Origin of the sequence: Streptomyces camponoticapitis (assembly GCF_014646115.1) — a bacterium.
Lineage (GTDB): Bacteria > Actinomycetota > Actinomycetes > Streptomycetales > Streptomycetaceae > Streptomyces > Streptomyces camponoticapitis.
The window spans coordinates 103,183-124,321 of record NZ_BMMV01000015.1 but is presented as its reverse complement, the minus strand read 5'-3'; the positions used below and the strand labels follow the sequence as shown (position 1 = coordinate 124,321).

Below are 21,139 nucleotides of genomic sequence, written 5' to 3'. Positions count from 1 at the left end.
ACGCTTCAACAGCGTCTTCAGCAGCGCCGCTCCGGCACGCCGTCGACGGGCCCGCCCACCAGCGCCGAGAGCAGCACTCCGAGCGTGTCGCGCTGGTCCGCCGTCAGCGGGGCCAGGATGTCCTCGGCGGCCGACCTGCGCGCGTCGCGCAGCGCCCGCAGCACGCCGCGCCCGGTGTCGGTGAGCTCGATCCGGATCACCCGGCGGTTGGTCGGGTCCGGGGCGCGGCGGACACAGCCGCTCGACTCCAGACCGTCGACCAGGCTCGTCACGGCGCGGGGCACCACTTCCAGACGCTCGGCCAGATCCGCCATCCGCGGCGGACTGTCGTAGAAGGCGACCGTGCGCAGCAGACGGGACTGCGCGGGGGTGATCCCGATCGGCTCCAGATAGCGCTTCTGGACGCGGTGGAGCCTGCGGGTCAGCCTCAGGAGCTGTTCGGCCAGCAGGCCGTCGGCGTCGGGGGTGCTCATGGCGGAATAATAACAGGACCAGGTACATTGTGAAGATAGGTAACAGTGAGCTATCCTCCTCCGTGAGTTTCCTGTACTCCACGAAACTCCCGAACCTCCTGAATCTCCCGAAAACGAACTCTCGAAAGCCTCGAAGGAGCCCATGAAGTCCGAACTGTCGACCTGGAAGCCCTCGGCCCGCCCCCTGGAGCCGTCACAGCCCGAGCCACCGGCTCAGCTGCGCCGTATCTTCCGGCTCTTCCGCCCCTACCGCGGCAGGCTCGCCGTCGTCGGCGTGCTCGTCGGCGCCTCGTCCCTCGTCGCCGTGGCCTCGCCCTTCATGCTGCGCGAGATCCTCGACACCGCGATCCCGCAGGGCCGCACCGGGCTGCTCAGCCTGCTGGCCCTCGGCATGATCCTCACCGCCGTCCTCAGCAGCGTCTTCGGTGTCATCCAGACCCTCATCTCCACCACCGTCGGCCAGCGCGTCATGCACGATCTGCGCACGGCGGTCTACGCGCAGCTGCAGCGCATGCCGCTCGCGTTCTTCACCCGCACCCGCACCGGCGAGGTCCAGTCCCGGATCGCCAACGACATCGGCGGTATGCAGGCGACGGTCACCTCGACCGCCACCTCGCTGGTCTCCAACCTCACCGCCGTCATCGCGACCGTCGTCGCGATGCTCGCGCTGGACTGGCGGCTGACCGTCGTCTCCCTGCTCCTGCTGCCGGTGTTCGTGTGGATCAGCCGTCTCGTCGGCCGTGAGCGCAAAAAGATCACCCTCCAACGGCAGAAGCAGATGGCGACGATGGCCGCCACGGTCACCGAGTCGCTGTCGGTGAGCGGCATTCTCCTCGGCCGCACGATGGGCCGCGCCGACTCGCTCACCAAGTCCTTCGCCGAGGAGTCCGAGCAGCTCGTCGACCTCGAAGTGCGGTCGAACATGGCCGGGCGGTGGCGGATGTCCGTCATCGGCATCGTCATGGCCGCCATGCCGGCGGTCATCTACTGGGCGGCCGGCTTCGTCCTCCACTCCGGCGGCACCGGCGTCTCCATCGGCACGCTCGTCGCCTTCGTCTCCCTCCAGCAGGGCCTTTTCCGCCCGGCCGTGAGCCTGCTCGCCACCGGCGTGCAGATGCAGACCTCGCTCGCGCTCTTCCAGCGCATCTTCGAATATCTCGACCTGCCCGTCGACATCACCGACCCCGAGAAGCCGGTCGCGCTCGACAAGGTCCGGGGTGAAGTGCGCTTCGACGGCGTCGACTTCAGCTACGACGAGAAGGACGGCAAGACCCTCCACGGAGTGGACCTGACCGTCCCGGCGGGCGGCAGCCTCGCCGTCGTCGGCCCCACCGGATCGGGCAAGTCGACCCTCAGCTATCTGGTGCCCCGGCTGTACGACGTGACGGGCGGCCGGGTCCTGCTCGACGGGGTCGACGTACGTGACCTGAGCTTCGCCACTCTCGCCCGCGCGGTGGGTGTCGTCTCCCAGGAGACGTATCTCTTCCACGCCTCGGTCGCCGACAACCTGCGCTTCGCGAAGCCGGAGGCGACGGACGAGGAGATCGAGACGGCGGCCAGGGCGGCGCAGATCCACGACCACATCGCCTCACTGCCGGACGGCTACGACACGCTGGTCGGCGAGCGCGGATACCGCTTCTCCGGCGGTGAGAAGCAGCGCCTCGCGATAGCCCGCACCATCCTGCGCGACCCGCCGGTCCTGGTGCTCGACGAGGCGACGAGCGCGCTCGACACCCGTACGGAACACGCGGTCCAGCAGGCCATCGACGCGCTCTCCGAGGGCCGCACGACCATCACCATCGCGCACCGGCTCTCCACGGTGCGGGACGCCGATCAGATCGTCGTCCTCGACGCGGGGCGGATAGCCGAACGAGGCACGCACGAGGAGCTGATAGGCCACGACGGCCGGTACGCGGCGCTCGTCCGCAGGGACGGCAGGCTGTCGACGGCGCAGATGACGTCCGAGGAGCCGTCCGAGGGGCCGTCCGAGGCGACGCCTGAGGACGCGCGCGCCAGCGCGGCCTGACCGGGCGGCCACCCGCGAGACACACGGGGCAGCGCCGCCGCTGTACCGGAATATGTGGTTTGTCCGGGTTAGCGTGCCCGCATGACGAACGAGCCCCCACGGGTGGCATCCGGGCGCGGGACCCGACTGACGCGCCGCGGCCGACTGGTCCTGATCGTGACGGCGGTGCTGGCCGTCGCGGTGGCCGTGCTCGTGCCGGTGCTGCTCGTCGGAGAACCGCCCCCCGAGAAGGGGAAGACGGTGTCGTTGCTCGTCCCGGAGGGACGACGGGCGACCCAGGTGTACGCCTCCGTCGACAAGGTCCTCGGTGTTCCTTCCGGTACGACCGCGAAGGCGGCGACGGACGCCCGCCTCGAACTGCCGGGCGCGGCCCGCCGCAACCCGGAGGGATATCTCTTCCCTGCCACCTATCCGGTCGAGGCCGGAGCGACCCCGGCCGGCGTGCTCGGCTACATGGTCGACACGGCACGGGAGCGGTTCGGCGCCGACAACATCACCGAGGGCGCGCGGCGCCACGGGATGACGGTCTATCAGACGGTGACGATCGCCAGCATCGTGCAGGCGGAGGCCGACACGGCCGCCGACATGGGCCGGGTCGCGCGCGTCGTACACAACAGGCTGGCCCAGGACATGCCGCTCCAGATGGACTCCACCCTCAACTACGCCCTGAACCGAAGCACACTCGACACCACGCACTCCGACACGAAGACCGAGAGTCCTTACAACACCTACGAGTCGAGGGGGCTGCCGCCCACGCCGATCGGCAATCCGGGGGAGGCGGCGATGAAGGCGGCGATCAGCCCGACCCGGGGCGACTGGCTGTACTTCGTGACGGTGGCACCGGGGGACACCCGCTTCACCGCCGACTACGCGGAGCACCGGAGCAACGTGGCGGAGTTCAACGCGAACAGGGGCTCCGCCACGGAGTAGCCCGCCTGCCCGCTGAATCGACGGCCGCGCCCTCTGAGGACCGCGGTTCAGAGGCCGCCGACTTCAGACATGGGCGGCTTCAGACGAGCGCGGGCTCGTGCTCCAGCAGGGCCCTGATGTCGCGTACGGCCGCACGGCCCGCGCGATTGGCCCCGATCGTCGAGGCCGAAGGCCCGTACCCGACCAGATGGATCCGCTCGTCCCGTACCGCACGCGTGTTCTCGACCCGGATACCGCCACCCGGCTCGCGCAGTCCCAGCGGCGCCAGATGGTCGATGGCCGGGCGGAAGCCGGTGGCCCAGAGGATCACATCCGCTTCGACGCTCCGGCCGTCGTCCCAGACCACACCGGACGGGGTGATCCGGTCGAACATCGGCAGCCGGTCGAGCACCCCCCGCCCGCGCGCCCGGGTGATCGCCTCGTTCACCGGCAGCCCGGTCACCGAGACCACGCTCTGGGGCGGCAGCCCGGCCCGTACCCGTTCGTCCACCAGCGCGACGGCGGCCCGGCCCTGCTCCTCGCCGAACGGCCCCTCCCGGAAGACCGGCGGCCTGCGCGTGACCCACGTCGTCCCGGCGGCCACGTCCGCGATCTCCATCAGATGCTGTGTCCCGGAGGCCCCGCCACCGACGACGACCACCCGCAGCCCGGCGAACGCGGCGGGCCCGGGATAGCGGGAGGTGTGCAACTGGCGGCCCCGGAAAGTCTCCTGCCCCGGATAACGCGGCCAGAAGGGCCGGTCCCAGGTGCCCGTGGCATTGATCAGCGCCCGCGTCGACCAGACGCCCTCCGACGTCTCGACCCGCAGCCGCCCGCCCTCGCCCTCACGCACGGCGGCCACATCCACCGGCCGGTGGACACGCAGGCCGAAGCGCTCCTCGTACGCGGTGAAGTACTCCCCGATCACCTCGGACGACGGCCGGCTGCCGTCGGCGCCGGTCAGCTCCATGCCGGGCAGCGAGTGCATCCCGTGGATCTTCTCGTACGTGAGCGAGGGCCACCGGAACTGCCAGGCGCCGCCAGGCCGTGGGGAGTGGTCGAGCGTGACGAAGTCCCGGTCGGGCGCCAGCCCGGAGCGCCGCAGATGGTAGGCGCTCGACAGGCCCGCCTGGCCCGCGCCGATGACCACGACGTCCACGGTTGGTGTGTCCCGCGCCTCTGCCACCCCGAAATCGTTCACATTTCTACCAACAGCCGAGGGTGCGCGGATCATCCCGCACGCGCCATCCCGCACGCGCACCCGCCCGTGAGACGGCAGGATGGATCCATGCCCGACGCCTTCACCACCAGGATTCTGAACATCGCCACCGGCACCGACGAGACCGTGACGGATCTGACGCACCTGTGCGAACAGTTCCTCCGTGAGACCGCGGCCGGCCGCGACGGCCTCCTGCACATCTTCGTCCCGCACGCGACGGCCGGTGTCGCGGTCATCGAGACGGGTGCCGGAAGCGACGACGACCTGCTCGCCGCGCTGCACACCCTTCTCCCCGCGGACAACCGCTGGCAGCACCGCCACGGCTCCCCGGGCCACGGCCGCGACCACGTCCTGCCGGCCCTGGTCCCACCCCACGCGACACTGCCGGTGATCGCCGGCCGACTGGAGCTGGGCACATGGCAGTCGGTGTGTCTGGTCGACACGAACACCGACAACCCGGACCGGAAGGTGCGGCTGAGCTTCCTGGGCTGAGCAGGCCCTGGGGCGTGCTCAGCGGACGGGCGCGTCGTCGGAGGACGGATACGAGACGAAGGCGAATCGTCCGGAGTCGGGGCTCCAGCTGTTGACGTTGATCGTGCCCTGCCCGCCGTGCAGCGGCACGCGCGCCAGCGGCGCCGACCAGTCCGCTGTGTCGACGACGACCAACTCCACATCGACGTCCCCGGGATGACCCACCGTCCCCGCCGGATACCGCAGATACACCGCCAGGCGGCCGTCCGGTGCGAGATGGGGGAACCAGTCCACCGTGCCGGTCGAGATCAGCCGCTCGACCTTCTCCGCGGAGGGGTTCTCACTCGGCACCCTGGCCAGTTGGGCGTGCCCGGGTCCCGACGCCCAGCGCTCGGTGTTGAAGTAGATCCATTCACCGTCGGGGGACCACTCGGGACCGTCGAGATGCCCCGCGCCCGTGTCCACCACCGTGACCGGACCACCGTCGGAGCCGATCAGAGCGAGCCTGCCCGGACCCCCCGACCCGTCGATCCGTACGAAGGCGAGCCTCTCCCCGTCGGGCGAAACCCCGTGCAGGTAGTGCAGGACGTCCCGCTCGTCCGTGACCCGGCGGTGGCCGCCGCCGGCCAGCGGCCCGTGGTGGATGTGCCCGTCCGTCGCGGACATGTAGATGGCGTCACCGCGAGGATCGAGGACATGGTCGTTGTTGAGATCCGGCAGCCCCTCGTACGCGACGCGACGCGGAGTGAGCGGGGAGTCGAGGGAGAGGGCCCAGAGCGCGCCCGCACCGTTCAGATAGAGCGTGTTGCCGTCGGCCCCCCAGTTCGGCGCCTCGAAGGTCGTCCGGTCGAACTCGGCGACGACCGCGGCCGAAAGAGACGCCACATCGAATACGTGGACTCGGCAGGTCAGGCTCTGTCCCGGCTCTCGCCGGGCACCCGCCGGGTCCTGCCCGACGGGACGCGCCGTTTCACGCGGTGCGGGTGTGGTCATCTCAGGCAACTCCTCAGCTCGCGGACAGGTGTCCACCCTGCCTGATGAGATCCGGAGCGGATCCGCCGACCGCCTGTGCGTAGCGGAACAGGCCCGCCGGGTCGTACCGGCGCTTGACCCCCACCAGGCGCTCGTAGTTGCCGCCGTAGTAGGCGTGCCGCCAGTCGCGCAGATCCGGGTCGGGGAAGTTGACGTACGCCGCGTCCGTGCGCAGGCGGTGGCCGAGTTCGCGGTGCACGGTACGGGTCTGCCGCAGCAGGGTCACTGTTCACGCGAACGGGCACGGCGGAAGCGGCGTACGTCCTGCACCGGCCCGGCGGTTGCCGGAGACCGACGGCTTCGCGGACCGGCAGGACCGTGGCGCGCGCCCCGGGCTCCGGCTCCGGCGGGCTCCGGTCCCGCGTCCGCGCAGGTCCGGAGGGCCGCCGCGTACCCTGGGTGTCGTGCCAGCCCCCCGCCTGCATCGTGTCGCCGTCCTCGTCCTGGAGGGTGCGAAACCGCTCGACGTCGGCATTCCCGCGCAGGTGTTCACGACGCGCGAGAGCATGCCGTACGAGGTACGGGTCTGCGGCGCCGCGCCCGGTCCCGTGACCGGTGGTGACGGGCTCTCGTACCACGTCGCCGACGGTCTCGACGCCCTCGCGTGGGCCGACATCGTCTTCATCCCCGGCTACCGCTTCCCGGACCGCGACGATCCGCCGCAGCCGGTCGTCGACGCGCTGATCGCGGCCCACGAGAGGGGCGCGCGGCTCGCCGCCATCTCCACGGGTGCCTTCGCGCTCGCCGCCACGGGCCTGCTCGACGGCAGACGAGCCACCACGCACTGGCACTACACGAGGGCGCTCGCGGCGAAGCACCCGCTCGTCCGGGTCGACGAGAACGTGCTGTTCGTGGACGAGGGCAGCGTGCTGACATCGGCCGGCGCGGCCTCGGGCATCGACCTGTGTCTGCACATCCTGCGCTCCGACCTCGGGGTGGCCGCGTCGAACCACGCGGCCCGGCGCCTGGTCGCGGCCCCCTACCGCAGCGGCGGGCAGGCGCAGTACGTGCCGCGCCGGGTGCCGGAGCCGCTCGGCGAACGGTTCGCCGCCACCCGGGAATGGGCCCTGCGCCGCCTCGGTGAACACCTCACGCTCGATGCGCTGGCCCGGCACGCGGCCGTGTCGCCGCGCACGTTCTCGCGGCGCTTCGTCGAGGACACCGGGTACACACCGATGCAGTGGATCATGCGCGCCCGGATCGACGCCGCACGCGAGTTGCTCGAACGCTCGGAGCTGAGCATCGAGCAGATCGCCACCGACGTCGGTCTCGGTACCGGCGCGAACCTGCGGCTGCACTTCCAGAGCACGCTCGGCACCACGCCGAGCGCCTACCGGCGCACCTTCGCCCAGGGCGAGTAGCCCGACCGGCCCGCCCCCATTGGCGTGATCCTTACGAACCATGGCGTTCGCGCCGCCGTCGTGGCCGGCCGCGGCGCGCGAATCTGGAGGGGACTCGAAGGGACATCACTCATGACTCGTATCGCCATCAACGGATTCGGCCGCATCGGACGCAACGCGCTGCGCGTACTGCTCGAACGTGGCAGCGACCTCGAGGTCGTCGCCGTCAACGACCTCACCCAGCCCATCGACCTCGCGCGCCTGCTCGCCTTCGACTCGACGGCCGGCCGGCTCGGCCGCCCGGTCACCGTCGACGGAGACGCCCTCGTGGTGGACGGCCGCCGCATCACCGTCCTCGCCGAGCGCGAACCGGCGCGGCTGCCATGGGCCGCACTCGGCGTCGACATCGTCCTCGAATCGAGTGGCCGCTTCACCTCCGCCGAGGCCTCCCGCGCCCACCTCGAAGCGGGCGCGAAGAAGGTGCTGGTGAGCGCGCCGTCGGCCGGCGCCGACGCGACGATCGCGTTCGGGGTCAACACCGACGCGTACGACCCGGCCAAGCACACGATCATCTCGAACGCCTCGTGCACGACCAACGCCCTCGCCCCCCTGGCCGCGGTCCTCGACGACCTCGCCGGCATCGAGCACGGCTTCATGACAACCGTGCACGCCTACACCCAGGAGCAGAACCTCCAGGACGCTCCCCACCGCGACGCCCGCCGTGCCCGCGCCGCCGCCGTCAACATCGTGCCGACCACGACGGGCGCCGCCAAGGCGATCGGCCTCGTCCTGCCGAGGCTCAACGGCAAGCTCTCGGGCGACTCGATCCGCGTGCCGGTGCCGGTGGGCTCGATCGTGGAACTCAACACGACGGTCGCCCGCGACGTCTCGCGCGAGGACGTGCTGGCGGCCTACCGCACAGCGGCCGACGGGCCGATGGCCGGCATCATCGAGTACTCGGAGGACGCCCTCGTGTCGTCCGACATCACGGGCAACCCGGCCTCGGCGATCTTCGACTCGGCCCTCACCCGGGTCGACGGCCGCCACATCAAGGTGGTTGCCTGGTACGACAACGAGTACGGCTTCTCGAACCGGTTGATCGACACGCTCGAACTCCTCGCCTGACGCGCCGATCAACCAGCCGATCAATCCCCGCCTCCGCGGATCAGGTCCTACGCACAGGCGGGCGAGGTGGCGTCCCCGCCGACCGTGAGCGTGACCGGGGTGCCCGAGACGGTCCCGAGCCGGCTGCTCGTCGTGGGCGTGACGGTGGTTTCGCCGGCCCGCTCCGCGGTGACCTCGCCGTTCCGGTCGACGGTGGCGACCTCCGGGTCGCTGCTGGTCCAGCGCGTCGAGGGCAGCAGCGGCAGGATGTTGTCGACGTCCAGGGCCACCTCGTCGCCGGTGACCTGGGCCGCGTCGGTGGCGTTCAGGTCGGCGCGCAGGTTCAGGCCGTTGTCGAAGCGGTTGTCCTCGATCACGGCGCCCGACGAACCCCGGTAGGCGAACAGCGAGGTGCTGTACGCCGACGCCTTCGGGACGGCGCGCACCCGGGTGGTGGTGCCCGGCGCGGGGCAGGGGTTCGTCGTCTCGGCGGCGAAGGCGGTGTGGCGGTCCAGGCGGGCGACCTTGTTCCGTTCGAAGGAGATACCGCTGACGCTCTTCGCGTCGAGCAGCCGTACGTCTCCCGTCCGGAAGGTGTTGTCCCGTACCCGGATGTTGTGGTGCACCGGCATCGCCGGATCCACGACCTGGTTCGTCGGTTCCACGAGGATCACCGGGGAGGCCGGCCGCAGAAAGGTGTTGCGGCTGATCAGGACGTCCTTGACCGGGCCCGACTCGTACCACTGGTAGGCGTCGGAGGAGATGAAGACGCTCGCCATCGTCATCCCGTCGAAGACGTTGTCCTTGATGACCACCGGCTTCCGGGTGGTGACCAGGATGCCGCGGGTGGGGATGTTGCGGAACGTGTTGCCGCTGACGGTCACCGCCGGGGTGTACGTGGTGTTCTCCACCACGAAGTTCCCGGCGGTCACGGAGCTCGGGACCGCCCGGTCGAAGGTGACCGTCATCGTGGTGAGCGGCTTGTCGTGGTCCTTGCCCGACGGGCCGTCGACGGAGACGACCCTGGGCGTCGGACCGGGCACCGGCGCCATGGTCCGCTTGTCCACGATCTCCACCTCGTCACCGGGGTAGAACTGCGGGAACCCGGCCGTCTCCGGGTGTTTGTACGCGAGGGTGAGGACCTTCTGGTCCGCCGGCCGCCCGGTGACCTCCAGGTAAGTGCCGTGGATGTTGATCGCGTCGTCGTGCGCGCCGTCGAAGACGTTGCCGGTGACCTTCACCCTGCCCCCGACCCCGGACATCTGGACGAAGTCGGCGAACGCCGCCGTGCTCCGTCCGGAGGCGGGATCGGTGCGGAACTCGTTGTCCTGGACGGTGATGTTCTCGCTGAACTGGCCGACGAAGCCGAAGCCGTGCAGATACCGCGCTTGGAGTCCGCGGACCGTGACGTCCCGCGACTCCCAGAACAGAGCGGACGGGGTGTCCCGGGTTGTCTCGCGCATCTGGTAGACGAGACCGCGGTCGGTGGGGGCGGCCGAGGTGGTGTAGTCGATACGCAGTCGGTTGCCGCCGAGGTCCTTCACCGACGCGACGTCGGAGAACAGAGGGTTGTCGCCGCGCCAACTCCGTTGTTCCGAGGGGTCGTGGATCTGGGTGTAGTCCATGCCGTCGACGCCCGACCAGTACGGCTCGCCGGTGGCCGGGCTCTTCTCGCCGAGCCAGGTCACCTTGTTGTCGGCCACCGAGAAACCGTTGCCCCGGGGGACGGTCAGGACGCGGTAGGCCTTGCCGTCGGACACCCCGGAGCCGCTGACGGTGGCGTCGACGACCTTCGGCGCGGTGACGTCGTAACCGAAGTCCTCGACCATGACGTCACGCGAGCGGATGACGGCGAAGGCGGTCATCAGCCCGTGGAACTGGAGGTGCGAGCCGTCGCCGTCGATCGTGACGTCGCGCATGTCCTCGGCGAGGATGCCGATTCGCTTGTCGCGGTAAGTCTGGTCGGCGCCCGCGGTGTTGGAGACGTAAAGCTCCCGGCGCTCGGCGTGCTCGGGGTAGATCTGATAGGTGCCGCGCGGAAACAGGACGCGGACCGGGCCCTTCACCCGCTTCGCCTGCCGCATGGCCTTCGCCACCGCGCCGGCGCTGTCGCGGCCGCCCGTCGGATCGGCGCCGAAAGCGGTGACGTCGACGACCGTCTCCGCGGTCGGCGCGGCGGCGCTCCTGGTGCTCGACGGATCGGCCCCGGCCGCGAACACCGCGGAGGCCGGGGCGGTCAGCGCGAGGACGAGGGCCATGGTCAGCAGGGTGTTCCGCGACGGCGGACGGGTGCTGTGCAGGTGCACGAGGGGCTCCATGGGGGAGAGGAGAGCGTGGATCAACACAGACGAACGGAAGTGAACGAATTCAAACAGACTGGGTTCACATCACAACGTCGGATCTATGGCCCTGTCAATACGCGTGCGACGCATCGGTCTGCCGTCGACGGCGGTCAGTGATCCCATGTATGGCGGCCGGGCGGCAGCGAAATGCGCTGCCGCGCCCGGCCGAGGCATACTCGGATCCCTGTCGGCGCGCCTGCGCCCGCAGCTGCGCGGAGGTGAGTGATGGCGTCGTCGGGGACCGAATCCCGCAGGGTGACGATCCACGATGTCGCCCGGTCCGCCGGGGTGTCCCGGCAGACCGTGTCACGGGCCCTGAACAACAAGGGCGAGATCCACGGCTCCACCAAGCAGCGGGTGCTGGACGCCGCCCTCGCGCTGGGCTACCGCCCCAGCCGGTTCGCCAGGGGACTGGTCAGACAGGACACCATCAGCGTCGGTCTTGTCATTCCCGATCTGCTCAACCCGTTCTTCACCGAGGTCGCCGCGGCGGCGCTGGAAGCCGCGCGGGCCCACGGCTGGCACGTCCTCGTGTACGACACCGCCGACAGCGCCGAGGAGGAACGCGGCACCCTCCAGGTCATCGCCTCCCAGGTGGACGCCGTCGTCGGGTACTTCAGCCGGTCCGAGGACGAGATCGAGAAGCTGACGCGCGGCCTCCCGGTCGTGCTCATCGACCGTGAGCGGCGCAGCGACCGGTTCAGCGCGATCCGGATCGACGGCGAGGCAGGCGTCCAGGCGGCGATCACGCACCTGGTGGAGAAGGGCCATCGGCGCATCGGCATGCTCGACCACGCAGGCCGGGCCGAACCGAGCGTCCGGCACGCCTGGTTCGCGGCAGCGACGGCGGCCTGCGGTCTGGACGAAGGGCCCGTGTGCCGCGCGGACCAGAGCGTCGAGGGCGGCGAGAGCGCGCTGGAGACGCTCCTCGCCGAACACCCCGACGTGACCGCCGTCTTCACCTTCAACGACATCATCGCCATCGGCGCGCTTCGCGCCGCGCGCCGCCTCGGCCGGAGCGTCCCCCGGGACCTCGCCGTGATCGGGTTCGACGGTCTGCGTCTCGGTACGCTCGTCGAGCCGCCGCTGTCGACCGTGGCCCTGGACACCCGCGGGCTCGGGGCGCTCGCCGTCGAGCAGGCCGCCCGCCTGCTGACCGGCAGCGGCCCGCTCACCCCCGACGAGCTGGTCGTCCGGGCGGAGTTGCGGCTGCGCGAGTCCGGGTGAGCGGGTCGAAATGACCACGACGTACGCATCGGTGCCCTTACCGCGCTCGCTCAGGCCCGCACCCCGGCCCGGACCGTGACCCGAACCGCCCGCCGACCGCCCTCCCCAGGTCGCGGACGTGCGGCCCCTTGACATATCGGCGTGGTCCGCCAGAGACTTCCCGGCAATTCGTGAACGTTCACGGGAACGTTCACGGGCCTTGGAAGGGTCCTCAATGACGCTGACTCGACGAAGGCTCCTGGCAGGCGCGACCGCTCTCGGCGCCGCCGCGTTCGGAGCCGGCGGATGTTCAAGCCCCACGACCGCGAACCCCGGTCACCTCACCTTCTGGTACTCGTTCAACGGCTTCTCCGAAAGCGTGCTCAAGGCCGCCGGGAAGCGCTTCGCCGCGGACAAGTTCATGCCTTCACGGGTGAGCGGCGACATCACGCAACGACTGCTCGCCGCGCTCGCGGGCAATGCCTATCTGCCCGACATCACCATGCTCGGCGACAACATCTCGCGGTACTTCGGCGACAGCGACCGCTTCGTGAATCTCAACGACCACGGGGCGCGGGAGCTGGCGCGGGGATATCTGCCGTGGAAGTGGAAGGCGGGCGCCACCCCCGAGGGCTTCCAGATGGGCTTCCCCATCGACATCGGTCCCGCCGCCCTCTACTACCGGCACGACATCTTCGACAAGGCGGGCCTGCCGAGCGAACCGGACGACGTCGCGGCGACCGTCCCCACCTGGGAGAAGTACTTCACCTTCGGTGAACAGGTACGGAAGAAGCTTCCCGGCCGCTATCTGATCACCGACACCAAGATGGTGTTCACCTACTCGATGGCCCAGGAGAAGCAGAAGTACTTCGCCCCGGACGACACCTACCTCGACGACCAGTCGCACGTCCGGCTGGCCTGGGACCGCTCGGTCGAGGCGTTCCGGCGCCGTCTCACCGCGGGATTCGGCGGGTCGCAGACCGCGAGCGGCCAGTCCGTCGACCGGCACGCGGCCTGGAACACGGGCCAGGAGGTCAGCCTCGTCAACGCCTCCTGGATCACCGGCGAGATCAAGCTGTCGGCGCCCGGCACCGCGGGCAAATGGCGGGTGTGCGCACCGCCCGGCGGGGCCGGCAACCAGGGCGGTTCCTTCCTCGCCATCACCGCGGCCTGCCCGGACCCGCAGGCGGCCTTCGACATCATCAGCTGGATGCTGAACCCGGCGAACCAGACCTCCAACTACCTGGACATCGGCCTCTTCCCGTCCAGTCCCGCCGCGACCGCGGACCGGCGGATCAGCGCCCCGGACAAGTTCTTCGGCGGCCAGTCGGCCGCGGGAGTCTTCGCGGACATCGCCGACCAGGTGCGGTACGCCTACTTCAGCCCCTGGGACATCACCATCAGCGACACCTACACCGACGAGCTCACCAATGTCGAACTCGGCGGCAAGGATCCGGAGCGCGCCTGGAAGGACGCCCGGAACCGGATCGAACGACTTCTGCGCCGACAGGGTGTGCTCTCATGACCGCGACGTCCGACCTCGACGCGCCGGCGATCGCCCGGCGGTCACCGGCGGAGGAATCCGCCCGGCGGCGCAGGCGGTGGCGTCATCTGCCGCAGTACGTCGCCGTCTCCCCGTTCTTCCTGCTCTTCGCCGTCTTCGGCCTCTACCCGGTGTTCTACTCGCTCTACCTGTCGCTCCAGCGCTGGGACGGCGTCGGCCCGATGAAATTCGTCGGCCTGGAGAACTTCCGCTATCTGCTCACCGACAGCCAGTTCTGGGACTCGATAGCCAACACCCTGATCATCTGGGTGATGTCGACGGTCCCGATGACCGTCCTCGCCCTGCTCATCGCCCTCGGACTCAACTCCTCGATCCGCTTCAAGGGCGTGCTGCGCGTCGCGTACTTCATGCCCAACGTGACCTCCATCGTGGCGATGTCGCTGGTCTTCGGCTCGATCTTCAGCGGTGAGTTCGGCATCCTCAACTGGATCCTCGACCTCTTCGGCTTCGGCCATGTCCCCTGGCTGACCGATCCCTGGGGAATCCGGTGCGCCATCGCCATCATGATCATCTGGCGCTGGACGGGCTACAACGCGATCATCTTCCTCGCCGGACTCCAGGCCCTGCCCACCGACGTCTACGAGGCGGCGCGCGTCGACGGCGCGAGCCCCGTGCAGACGTTCTTCCGGATCACCCTGCCGCTGCTCCGGCCGGTGCTCCTGTTCTCCCTGGTGATGTCCGCCATCGGCGGCCTCCAGATCTTCACCGAGTCGCAGGTGCTGCTCGGCGACCGCGGCGGCCCCGGCGGAGCGGGACTGACGATGGTCCTCTACTTCTACGGAACCGCGTTCGCGGACAACGACTTCGGCTACGGCGCCGCCATCGCCTGGGGCATCTTCGTCGTCGTCGTGCTGTTCTCCATCCTCAACTGGCGGCTCGTGCAACGCCCCGAGCGGGGCCAGGTCACCATCAAGGAGGACATGCGATGAGTACTCGCGGACGTGTCCTGACGTACGCGGCGCTCCTCGTCGGCGCCGTGATCACCCTCTTCCCCTACTACTGGCTCGCCGTGATGGCGTCCAACACCACGCCGGACATCTACTCCAGCCCGCCCAAGCTCATCTTCGGCGGCCAGCTGTTCCACAACATCGGCGAGGTCTTCTCGAAGATCGACTTCTTCGGATCACTGCTCAACACGCTGGTGGTCGCGATCGTGACGACCGTCGCCGTGCTGTTCTTCGACTCACTCGCGGCCTTCACCTTCGCCAAGTACACCTTCCCCGGCAGCAAGATCCTCTTCGGGATCCTCCTGGCCACCTTCGTGGTGCCCACCCAGCTCGCCGCCATCCCGCAGTTCTCCCTGATGGCCGACCTCGGCTGGGTGGGAAGCCTGAAGGCGCTGATCGTGCCCGCCGCGGCCAACGCCTTCGGCATCTTCTGGATGCGCCAGTACGCGGCCGGCGCCCTGCCGGACGAACTGCTGGACGCCGCGCGGATCGACGGCTGCGGCTTCTTCCGCACCTATCTGTACGTCGGACTGCCCGTGCTGCGCCCGGCGCTCGCGTTCCTCGGCATCTTCACCTTCGTCAACGTGTGGAACGACTTCCTGTGGCCACTGGTCGTCCTCATCGACTCCCGCCACATCACGCTCCAACTCGCGCTTGCGCAGCTCAACGGCCTCTACGTCACCGACTACAGCGTGGTCATGGCGGGCACGCTGGTGGCCATCGTCCCGCTGATCATCATCTTCCTGTTCGGCGCCCGGCACTTCATCCGCAATATCGCCGCCGGCGCCCTCAAGGGCTGAAGGGAATCCATTGCCCTCCTCGTACGTCGAAGATCCGGCCCCCGGCCACGGCTCGTCGGCACCCCGGTCCGCCTTCCGCTCCGACGCACCCGCGATCGGCCTGGGCGGCAGCTGGCGGTTCCTGCTCTCACCGGCGGTCGACGCGGCGCCCGAAGGCATCGAACGGGACGACTTCGACGACGGGGGGTGGGCGGACCTCCAGGTCCCCGGCCACTGGCAGTTGGCCGGCCACGGCGCTCCCGCCTACACCAACGTCCGCTACCCCTTCCCGGTCGACCCGCCCCATGTGCCCTCCGACAACCCCACCGGTGACCACCGGCTGGTCTTCGACCTGCCCGACGACTGGCCGGACGGGCCCGCGGTGCTGCGCTTCGACGGTATCGACTCCTGCGGTCGGGTCTGGCTCAACGGCGCCGAACTGGGCGTGACCAAGGGCAGCAGGCTGCCTACGGAGTTCGACGTCGGCGCACTGCTGCGACGGCGCGGCAACGTCCTCGCCGTCCGCGTCCACCAGTGGTCGGCGGGCAGCTACCTGGAGGACCAGGACATGTGGTGGCTGTCCGGCATCTTCCGCGACGTCACCCTGCTCGCCCGTCCGGCGGGCGGGGTACGGGACTTCACGGTCGACGCCGGATACGACCACCTCACCGGACGAGGCACGCTCCGTGTCGACGCCGACAGCGGCGTACGTGTCAGCGTCCCCGAGCTCGGCATCGTCGGCCTGCCCGCCGGTCAACTGGCCGAGGTGGCCGACGTGGAGCCGTGGAGCGCCGAGGCGCCCCGGCTGTACGAGGGCGAGATCCACACCGAAGCCGAGCGCGTCCCCGTACGTATCGGCTTCCGTACCGTCGCCGTCGAGGACGGTCAACTCAAGGTCAACGGCCGCCGCATCGTCTTCCGGGGCGTCAACCGCCATGAATTCCACCCGGAGTCGGGACGTGTCGTGCCCCGCGAGTTCGCCGTCGCCGACATCGAGCTGATGAAACGGCACAACGTCAACGCCGTGCGCACCAGCCACTATCCGCCGGACTCCGCCTTCCTGGACCTGTGCGACACCTACGGCCTCTGGGTCATCGACGAGAACGACGTGGAGACGCACGGCTTCTCCGAACTCGACTGGCAGGGCAACCCCAGCGACGACCCCCGCTGGGCGGACGCCTACGTGGACCGTATGCGCCGCATGGTCGAGCGGGACAAGAACCACCCCTCGGTCGTCATGTGGTCGCTCGGCAACGAGGCCGGCACCGGCCGCAACCTCGCGGCCGCGGCCGAGTGGACCCACCGGCGCGACCCCACCCGCCCGGTGCACTACGAGGGCGACACCGACTGCTCCTACACCGACGTTCACAGCCGGATGTACGCGAGCCACGACGAGGTGGACCGCATCGGGCAGGGCGTTGAGGGGCCCGAGCGCGTCCGCGAACGGCCCTTCATCCTCTGCGAGTTCGGCCACGCGATGGGCAACGGACCGGGTGGTCTGCTGGAATACCGCGACCTGTTCGAACGCCATACGCGCTGCCAGGGCGGCTTCGTATGGGAGTGGCTCGACCACGGCATGGCCCAGCACGACGCGGAGGGCCGCGCCTACTTCGCGTACGGCGGCGACTTCGGCGAACCCCTCCACGACGGCAACTTCGTCATCGACGGACTGGTCCGTCCCGACCGCACGCCGTCACCCGCCCTCGCGGAGTTCGCGAAGGTCTTCGAACCGGTGCGGATCACGGGCGTCGACGGCGCACTGCGCGTCACCAACCACTACGACATCCTGTCCACGGAGCATCTCGACTTCTCCTGGGTCCTTGAGGAGGAGGGGATCGAGGTCGCCCACGGTGCGCTCACCGTGCCCCCGGTCGCCGCGGGCGCCGCCACCGACCTGCCTCTGCCCGGACTTCCCGCCACCGCCAAGGAGAGCTGGCTCACCGTACGGGCCGCTCTCGGCGCCGACACCCCGTGGGCGCGGGCCGGTCATGTCGTGGCCTGGGGCCAGACACGCACCGCCCCGGCACCGGCCCCCGCCGCTCCCGCCACCGGTGCGGCTCCCCACCTGACGGCGACCGAACTGCGCCTGGGCCCCGGCGTGTTCGACCCGCTGACCGGGCGACTGACCGCACTCGGCGGCCTGCCCGTCGAAGGGCCCCGGCTCGACCTGTGGCGCGCACCCACCGACAACGACCGGGGCTCCGACGACCCCGAGGAAGCCCGATGGCGCGCCGCGGGCCTGCACCGTCTGCAGCACCGTGTCGTGGCCGTCGAACCGCTCGGCGACGCCCTCGTCGTACGCACCCGGGCCGCCCCGCCCGGCCTCGGCTTCGGCATGCGGGCCGACTACCGCTGGAGCGCCGACGGACAACGCCTGCGGCTGGACCTGGACGTCCACCCGGACGGCGCTTGGCCGTGCACACTTCCCAGGCTCGGCCTGCGCATGGCACTGCCCGCCGCTCTCGGCGCCGCCGAGTGGTTCGGGCGTGGACCGGGGGAGGCGTACGCCGACAGCCGCCAGGCCGCCCGGGTCGGCCGCTTCACCGGCACCGTCGATGCCCTTCAGACGCCGTACGTCTTCCCCCAGGAGAACGGGAACCGTATCGACCTGCGCTGGCTGCGGCTCACGTCCGACGACGGCGCGGGCCTGCGCGTCGACGGCGAGGCGCCCTTCGCCTTCACCGCCCGCCGCTGGACGTCGGAGCAGCTCGACGCCGCGACCCGTACCACCGACCTCGTACCGGGCGACACGATCGTGCTCAACCTCGACCTCGCGCAGAACGGACTCGGCTCGGCGTCCTGCGGCCCCGGTGTCCTGCCCCAGTACCGGCTCCAGCCGGAGAGCGCCTCCCTGACGCTCACCTTCACGCCCCAACCCCCCAGCCCGGCGGGTACGCCGGCCGCAGAGGAGACACCGTCCCGATGACCGCCCGCGCCCACGCCCCCGCCGTGTCGCTCGTCCCGCACACCCACTGGGACCGCGAATGGTACGAGCCGTTCCAGCGCTTCCGGCTGCGTCTGGTCGACCTGCTCGACGAGGTCCTGGACCGGGCGGAGGCCGACGAACGGTTCCGCTTCACCCTCGACGGCCAGATGGCCGCCGTCGACGACTACCTGGAGGTCCGCCCGGAACACCGCGACCGCGTGCTCCGACTGGTCAGGCGCGGCCAACTGGCCGTCGGCCCCTGGCAGATCCTCCTGGACGAATTCCTCTGCTCCGGCGAGAACATCATCCGCAATCTGGAACTCGGCCACCGCCGTGCCACCGAACTGGGCAGCCCGATGCCCGTCGGCTACCTCCCCGACATGTTCGGCCACTGCGCGCAGATGCCGCAGATCCTCTCCGCCGCCGGTCTCGACCACGCCTGCGTGTGGCGCGGCGTCCCCGCGGGCGTACCCGGCCACGCCTTCCGCTGGCAGGCACCCGACGGCAGCTCCGTACGCACCGAATATCTCGCGAGCGGCTACGGCAACGCCGCCTATGTCTTCTCCGACCCCGGGCACTTCGCCGGGCGCATGGCCGACCTCGGCAGGCGGCTGGCACCCTCCTTCGGCGCCGACCCGGTCCTCGCCATGTACGGCACGGACCACTCGGCCCCCGTCGGCTCCCTGGTCAAGCTGGTCGCCGACCTGGACCCGGCGGACGTCGACGTGACGATCACCACCCTGGCCGACTACATCGGCCAACGCGACCCGCACGACCGGTCGTTGCCCGTCGTGGAAGGCGAACTGCGCAGCCACGCCAACGCGAACATCCTGCCCGGTGTGCTCTCCGCGCGCCCTCATCTGAAGCAGGCGCTCGCGCGCTCGGAACGACTTGTCGAACGCTACGCCGAGCCCTTCGCCGCGCTCTGGTCGGCCGAGTGGCCCGAGAAGTTCCTCGACATGGCGTGGTGGCGGCTCATCGACGCCTCGGGCCACGACTCGGTCACCGGATGCGGCGTGGACGAGACGGCCACCCAGGTCTTCGCCCGTATCAGCGAGGCCGGCCACCTCGGCCAGGCCGTTCGGGACAGGGTGGCCGGCGGCCTCGCACGGCAGGTGGCGCGGGACGCCGTACTCGTACTGAATCCCACACCGGCCGCGCGTGAGGACCTGGTCACCGTCGATCTCGAAGTCCCCGACGAGTGGGAGGACATCGCCGTCGAACTGCCCGACGGCAGCAGGCTGCCGGCCCAGACCGACGTGCGCGGGGAGCGGCTTCTGCTCTCCGAGACGCTGCCCGGTGAGGAACTGCCGGCGTTCCTGCCACGTGTCCACGGGCGGGAGCTGTTCGGCAGCGAGATCACCCACTGGAGCTGCGACAACGAGCGACGCGTACTGGAATTCGGCGTGGCCCGGCACGGCGGCGACACACCGTTCGACGTGGAGGCCGTCCGCACCGCCGTGACCGGTGCGAGCGGTGACTGGACGGTCCGTATCACCCGGGCCGCGCAGCGCACGGTCACCTGTCTGGCCCGGGTACCGGCGCTCGGCTGGACGTCGCTGCGGCCGGTGCCGGGCGGGCAGGCCGACGAACAGGCCGAGGCGCGGACCGAAGCGGCGCGCGGGCCGGAGCCCGTACGCGCCGAGGGACGGACCCTGTCCAACGGACTCGTCACCGTCACGGCTCTGGACGACGGCACACTCCGCGTCACCTCCGCCGACGGGACCGTGCTCGACGGCGTCGGCCGCATCGTCGACGGAGGCGACCGGGGCGACAGCTACAACTACGCCCCGCCCGGCACCGACCGGCTCGTCGAGACCCCCCGCTCACTGCGCGTCGCCGCCGCGGTCGGCGGCCCCCTGCGCGCCTCGCTCACGGTGGAGCGCGTGTACGACTGGCCCGAGGCGGTGGACCGGACAGCCGACCGGCGTACGGCGACGAGCCGGCCCGGCAGTGTCCGTCTGGACGTCGAACTGCGGGTGGGGGAGCCCTTCGTCCGCCTCGATCTGACCCTGGACAACGCCTCGCTCGACCACCGGGTGCGCTGCCACGTGCCGCTCGCCCGGCCCGCCAACTCCTCCCATGCCGAAGGGCAGTTCGCGGTGGTCGAACGGGGGCGCACCGCGGAGGGCGGCTTCAGCGAGCGCCCGGTCCCGACGTTCCCCGCACACGGTTTCGTGGACGCGGGCGGTGCCGGTCTGCTGCTGACACAGGCCTGCGAGTACGAACTCCTCGACGACGAGGTCGCCTTGACCGTCCTGCGCGGCACAGGCTGGCTCAGCCGCAACATCCATCCCTACCGCGCCGAACCCGCCGGACCGCAACTCCCCATCCCAGATGCCCAGATGATTGGCACGAGTACCGTCTCCTTCGCGGTACTGCCGCACGCGGGCGACTGGCACGAGGCGGGACTCGCCGAGGCGGGCGAACACTTCCGCCACCCGCTCCATGCCGCACCCGGCACGGGGCCGCTCGAAGCCCAGCCCGCCTCGCACGAAGGTCTGTCGGTCGAGGGCGCGGTCATGACCAGCCTTCGCCGCCGCGACGGAGAGCTGGAACTCCGTCTGGTCGCCGCATCCCCCGAGCCGACCACCGCGGTCGTACGCGGCGCCTTCGCCGGTGCTCGCCGCGTCGGCCTTCTGGGCGACCAGGACAGCCGCGCGGACGGTGCGAACCCTGGGGACGCGCCGGTTGTCGACGCCGGAACGGTCCGGATTCCCCTCAGGGCATGGGAGATCGCTACGGTGCGCCTCGCCGAGTGAGCCGGTCCCCGCGTCGGCCGGCCCGCGGTGAGCGCTCCG

At 70.4% G+C, this 21,139-nt stretch carries 16 protein-coding genes; 11 read left to right on the top strand and 5 right to left on the bottom strand.

What is annotated here, in order from left to right; all coding sequences use genetic code 11:
• Positions 1 to 17: 17 nt before the first annotated feature.
• The gene (locus IEY79_RS22700; RefSeq protein ID WP_189109400.1) at positions 18 to 473 is read right to left on the bottom strand and encodes a MarR family winged helix-turn-helix transcriptional regulator; all 456 of its coding nucleotides are present in this window, start codon (positions 471 to 473) and stop codon (positions 18 to 20) included.
• 142 nt (positions 474 to 615) lie between these two features.
• On the opposite strand from IEY79_RS22700, the gene IEY79_RS22695 reads away from it, so the two are divergent.
• Together IEY79_RS22695 and mltG are read left to right on the top strand one after the other, a co-directional pair.
• Complete coding sequence (locus tag IEY79_RS22695; RefSeq protein ID WP_229701046.1) at positions 616 to 2,499, top strand: ABC transporter ATP-binding protein; 1,884 nt, start codon at positions 616 to 618, stop codon at positions 2,497 to 2,499.
• Positions 2,500 to 2,580: 81 nt separating this feature from the next.
• Entirely contained in the window at positions 2,581 to 3,429 is an 849-nt protein-coding gene (gene mltG, locus IEY79_RS22690; RefSeq protein ID WP_189109399.1) for an endolytic transglycosylase MltG, read from the top strand.
• A 79-nt stretch (positions 3,430 to 3,508) separates the two neighbouring features.
• Here the strand turns inward: mltG and IEY79_RS22685 are convergent, their stop codons facing one another.
• Positions 3,509 to 4,609, bottom strand: a complete 1,101-nt coding sequence (locus IEY79_RS22685) for an NAD(P)-binding domain-containing protein (protein WP_373292598.1) — start codon at positions 4,607 to 4,609, stop codon at positions 3,509 to 3,511.
• An 87-nt stretch (positions 4,610 to 4,696) separates the two neighbouring features.
• On the opposite strand from IEY79_RS22685, the gene IEY79_RS22680 reads away from it, so the two are divergent.
• Positions 4,697 to 5,119 (top strand): YjbQ family protein, encoded by a 423-nt coding sequence (locus IEY79_RS22680; RefSeq protein WP_189109397.1) that lies wholly within the window; start codon positions 4,697 to 4,699, stop codon positions 5,117 to 5,119.
• A gap of 18 nt (positions 5,120 to 5,137) precedes the next feature.
• On the opposite strand, the gene IEY79_RS22675 is transcribed toward IEY79_RS22680, so the two are convergent.
• Together IEY79_RS22675 and IEY79_RS22670 are read right to left on the bottom strand one after the other, a co-directional pair.
• Positions 5,138 to 6,091 carry a TolB family protein gene (locus IEY79_RS22675; RefSeq protein WP_189109396.1) on the bottom strand — a complete coding sequence of 318 codons (954 nt, stop codon included), beginning with the start codon at positions 6,089 to 6,091 and terminating at the stop codon, positions 5,138 to 5,140.
• Positions 6,092 to 6,104: 13 nt separating this feature from the next.
• Positions 6,105 to 6,356 (bottom strand): BBE domain-containing protein, encoded by a 252-nt coding sequence (locus IEY79_RS22670; protein ID WP_189109395.1) that lies wholly within the window; start codon positions 6,354 to 6,356, stop codon positions 6,105 to 6,107.
• Positions 6,357 to 6,534: 178 nt separating this feature from the next.
• Between IEY79_RS22670 and IEY79_RS22665 the strand changes: the two genes are divergently transcribed.
• Both IEY79_RS22665 and gap read left to right on the top strand, forming a co-directional pair.
• Positions 6,535 to 7,491, top strand: coding sequence for a GlxA family transcriptional regulator (locus IEY79_RS22665; protein WP_189109394.1), 957 nt, complete (start codon positions 6,535 to 6,537; stop codon positions 7,489 to 7,491).
• 111 nt (positions 7,492 to 7,602) lie between these two features.
• Entirely contained in the window at positions 7,603 to 8,595 is a 993-nt protein-coding gene (gene gap, locus IEY79_RS22660; RefSeq protein ID WP_189109393.1) for a type I glyceraldehyde-3-phosphate dehydrogenase, read from the top strand.
• Between the two features lie 47 nt (positions 8,596 to 8,642).
• Here the strand turns inward: gap and IEY79_RS22655 are convergent, their stop codons facing one another.
• Complete coding sequence (locus IEY79_RS22655; protein ID WP_189109392.1) at positions 8,643 to 10,892, bottom strand: Ig-like domain-containing protein; 2,250 nt, start codon at positions 10,890 to 10,892, stop codon at positions 8,643 to 8,645.
• A gap of 249 nt (positions 10,893 to 11,141) precedes the next feature.
• Here IEY79_RS22655 and IEY79_RS22650 point away from each other — a divergent pair, with 249 nt between their 5' ends.
• From IEY79_RS22650 to IEY79_RS22625, 6 genes are all read left to right on the top strand, one after another.
• On the top strand, positions 11,142 to 12,143 hold the full coding sequence (locus tag IEY79_RS22650; protein WP_189109391.1) for a LacI family DNA-binding transcriptional regulator: 1,002 nt from the start codon (positions 11,142 to 11,144) through the stop codon (positions 12,141 to 12,143).
• A 214-nt stretch (positions 12,144 to 12,357) separates the two neighbouring features.
• Complete coding sequence (locus IEY79_RS22645) at positions 12,358 to 13,647, top strand: extracellular solute-binding protein (protein WP_189109390.1); 1,290 nt, start codon at positions 12,358 to 12,360, stop codon at positions 13,645 to 13,647.
• A complete protein-coding gene (locus IEY79_RS22640) occupies positions 13,644 to 14,615 on the top strand; it encodes a carbohydrate ABC transporter permease (RefSeq protein WP_189109389.1) in 972 nt (323 codons plus the stop codon). The genes IEY79_RS22645 and IEY79_RS22640 overlap by 4 nt, the downstream gene beginning before the upstream one ends.
• Positions 14,612 to 15,433, top strand: coding sequence for a carbohydrate ABC transporter permease (locus IEY79_RS22635; RefSeq protein WP_189109388.1), 822 nt, complete (start codon positions 14,612 to 14,614; stop codon positions 15,431 to 15,433). The genes IEY79_RS22640 and IEY79_RS22635 overlap by 4 nt, the downstream gene beginning before the upstream one ends.
• Before the next feature lie 10 nt (positions 15,434 to 15,443).
• Positions 15,444 to 18,338: a glycoside hydrolase family 2 TIM barrel-domain containing protein gene (locus IEY79_RS22630; protein ID WP_189109387.1), complete on the top strand. Its 2,895-nt coding sequence runs from the start codon at positions 15,444 to 15,446 to the stop codon at positions 18,336 to 18,338.
• Positions 18,335 to 21,100, top strand: a complete 2,766-nt coding sequence (locus IEY79_RS22625) for a glycoside hydrolase family 38 N-terminal domain-containing protein (protein WP_189109386.1) — start codon at positions 18,335 to 18,337, stop codon at positions 21,098 to 21,100. The genes IEY79_RS22630 and IEY79_RS22625 overlap by 4 nt, the downstream gene beginning before the upstream one ends.
• Positions 21,101 to 21,139: the final 39 nt, after the last annotated feature.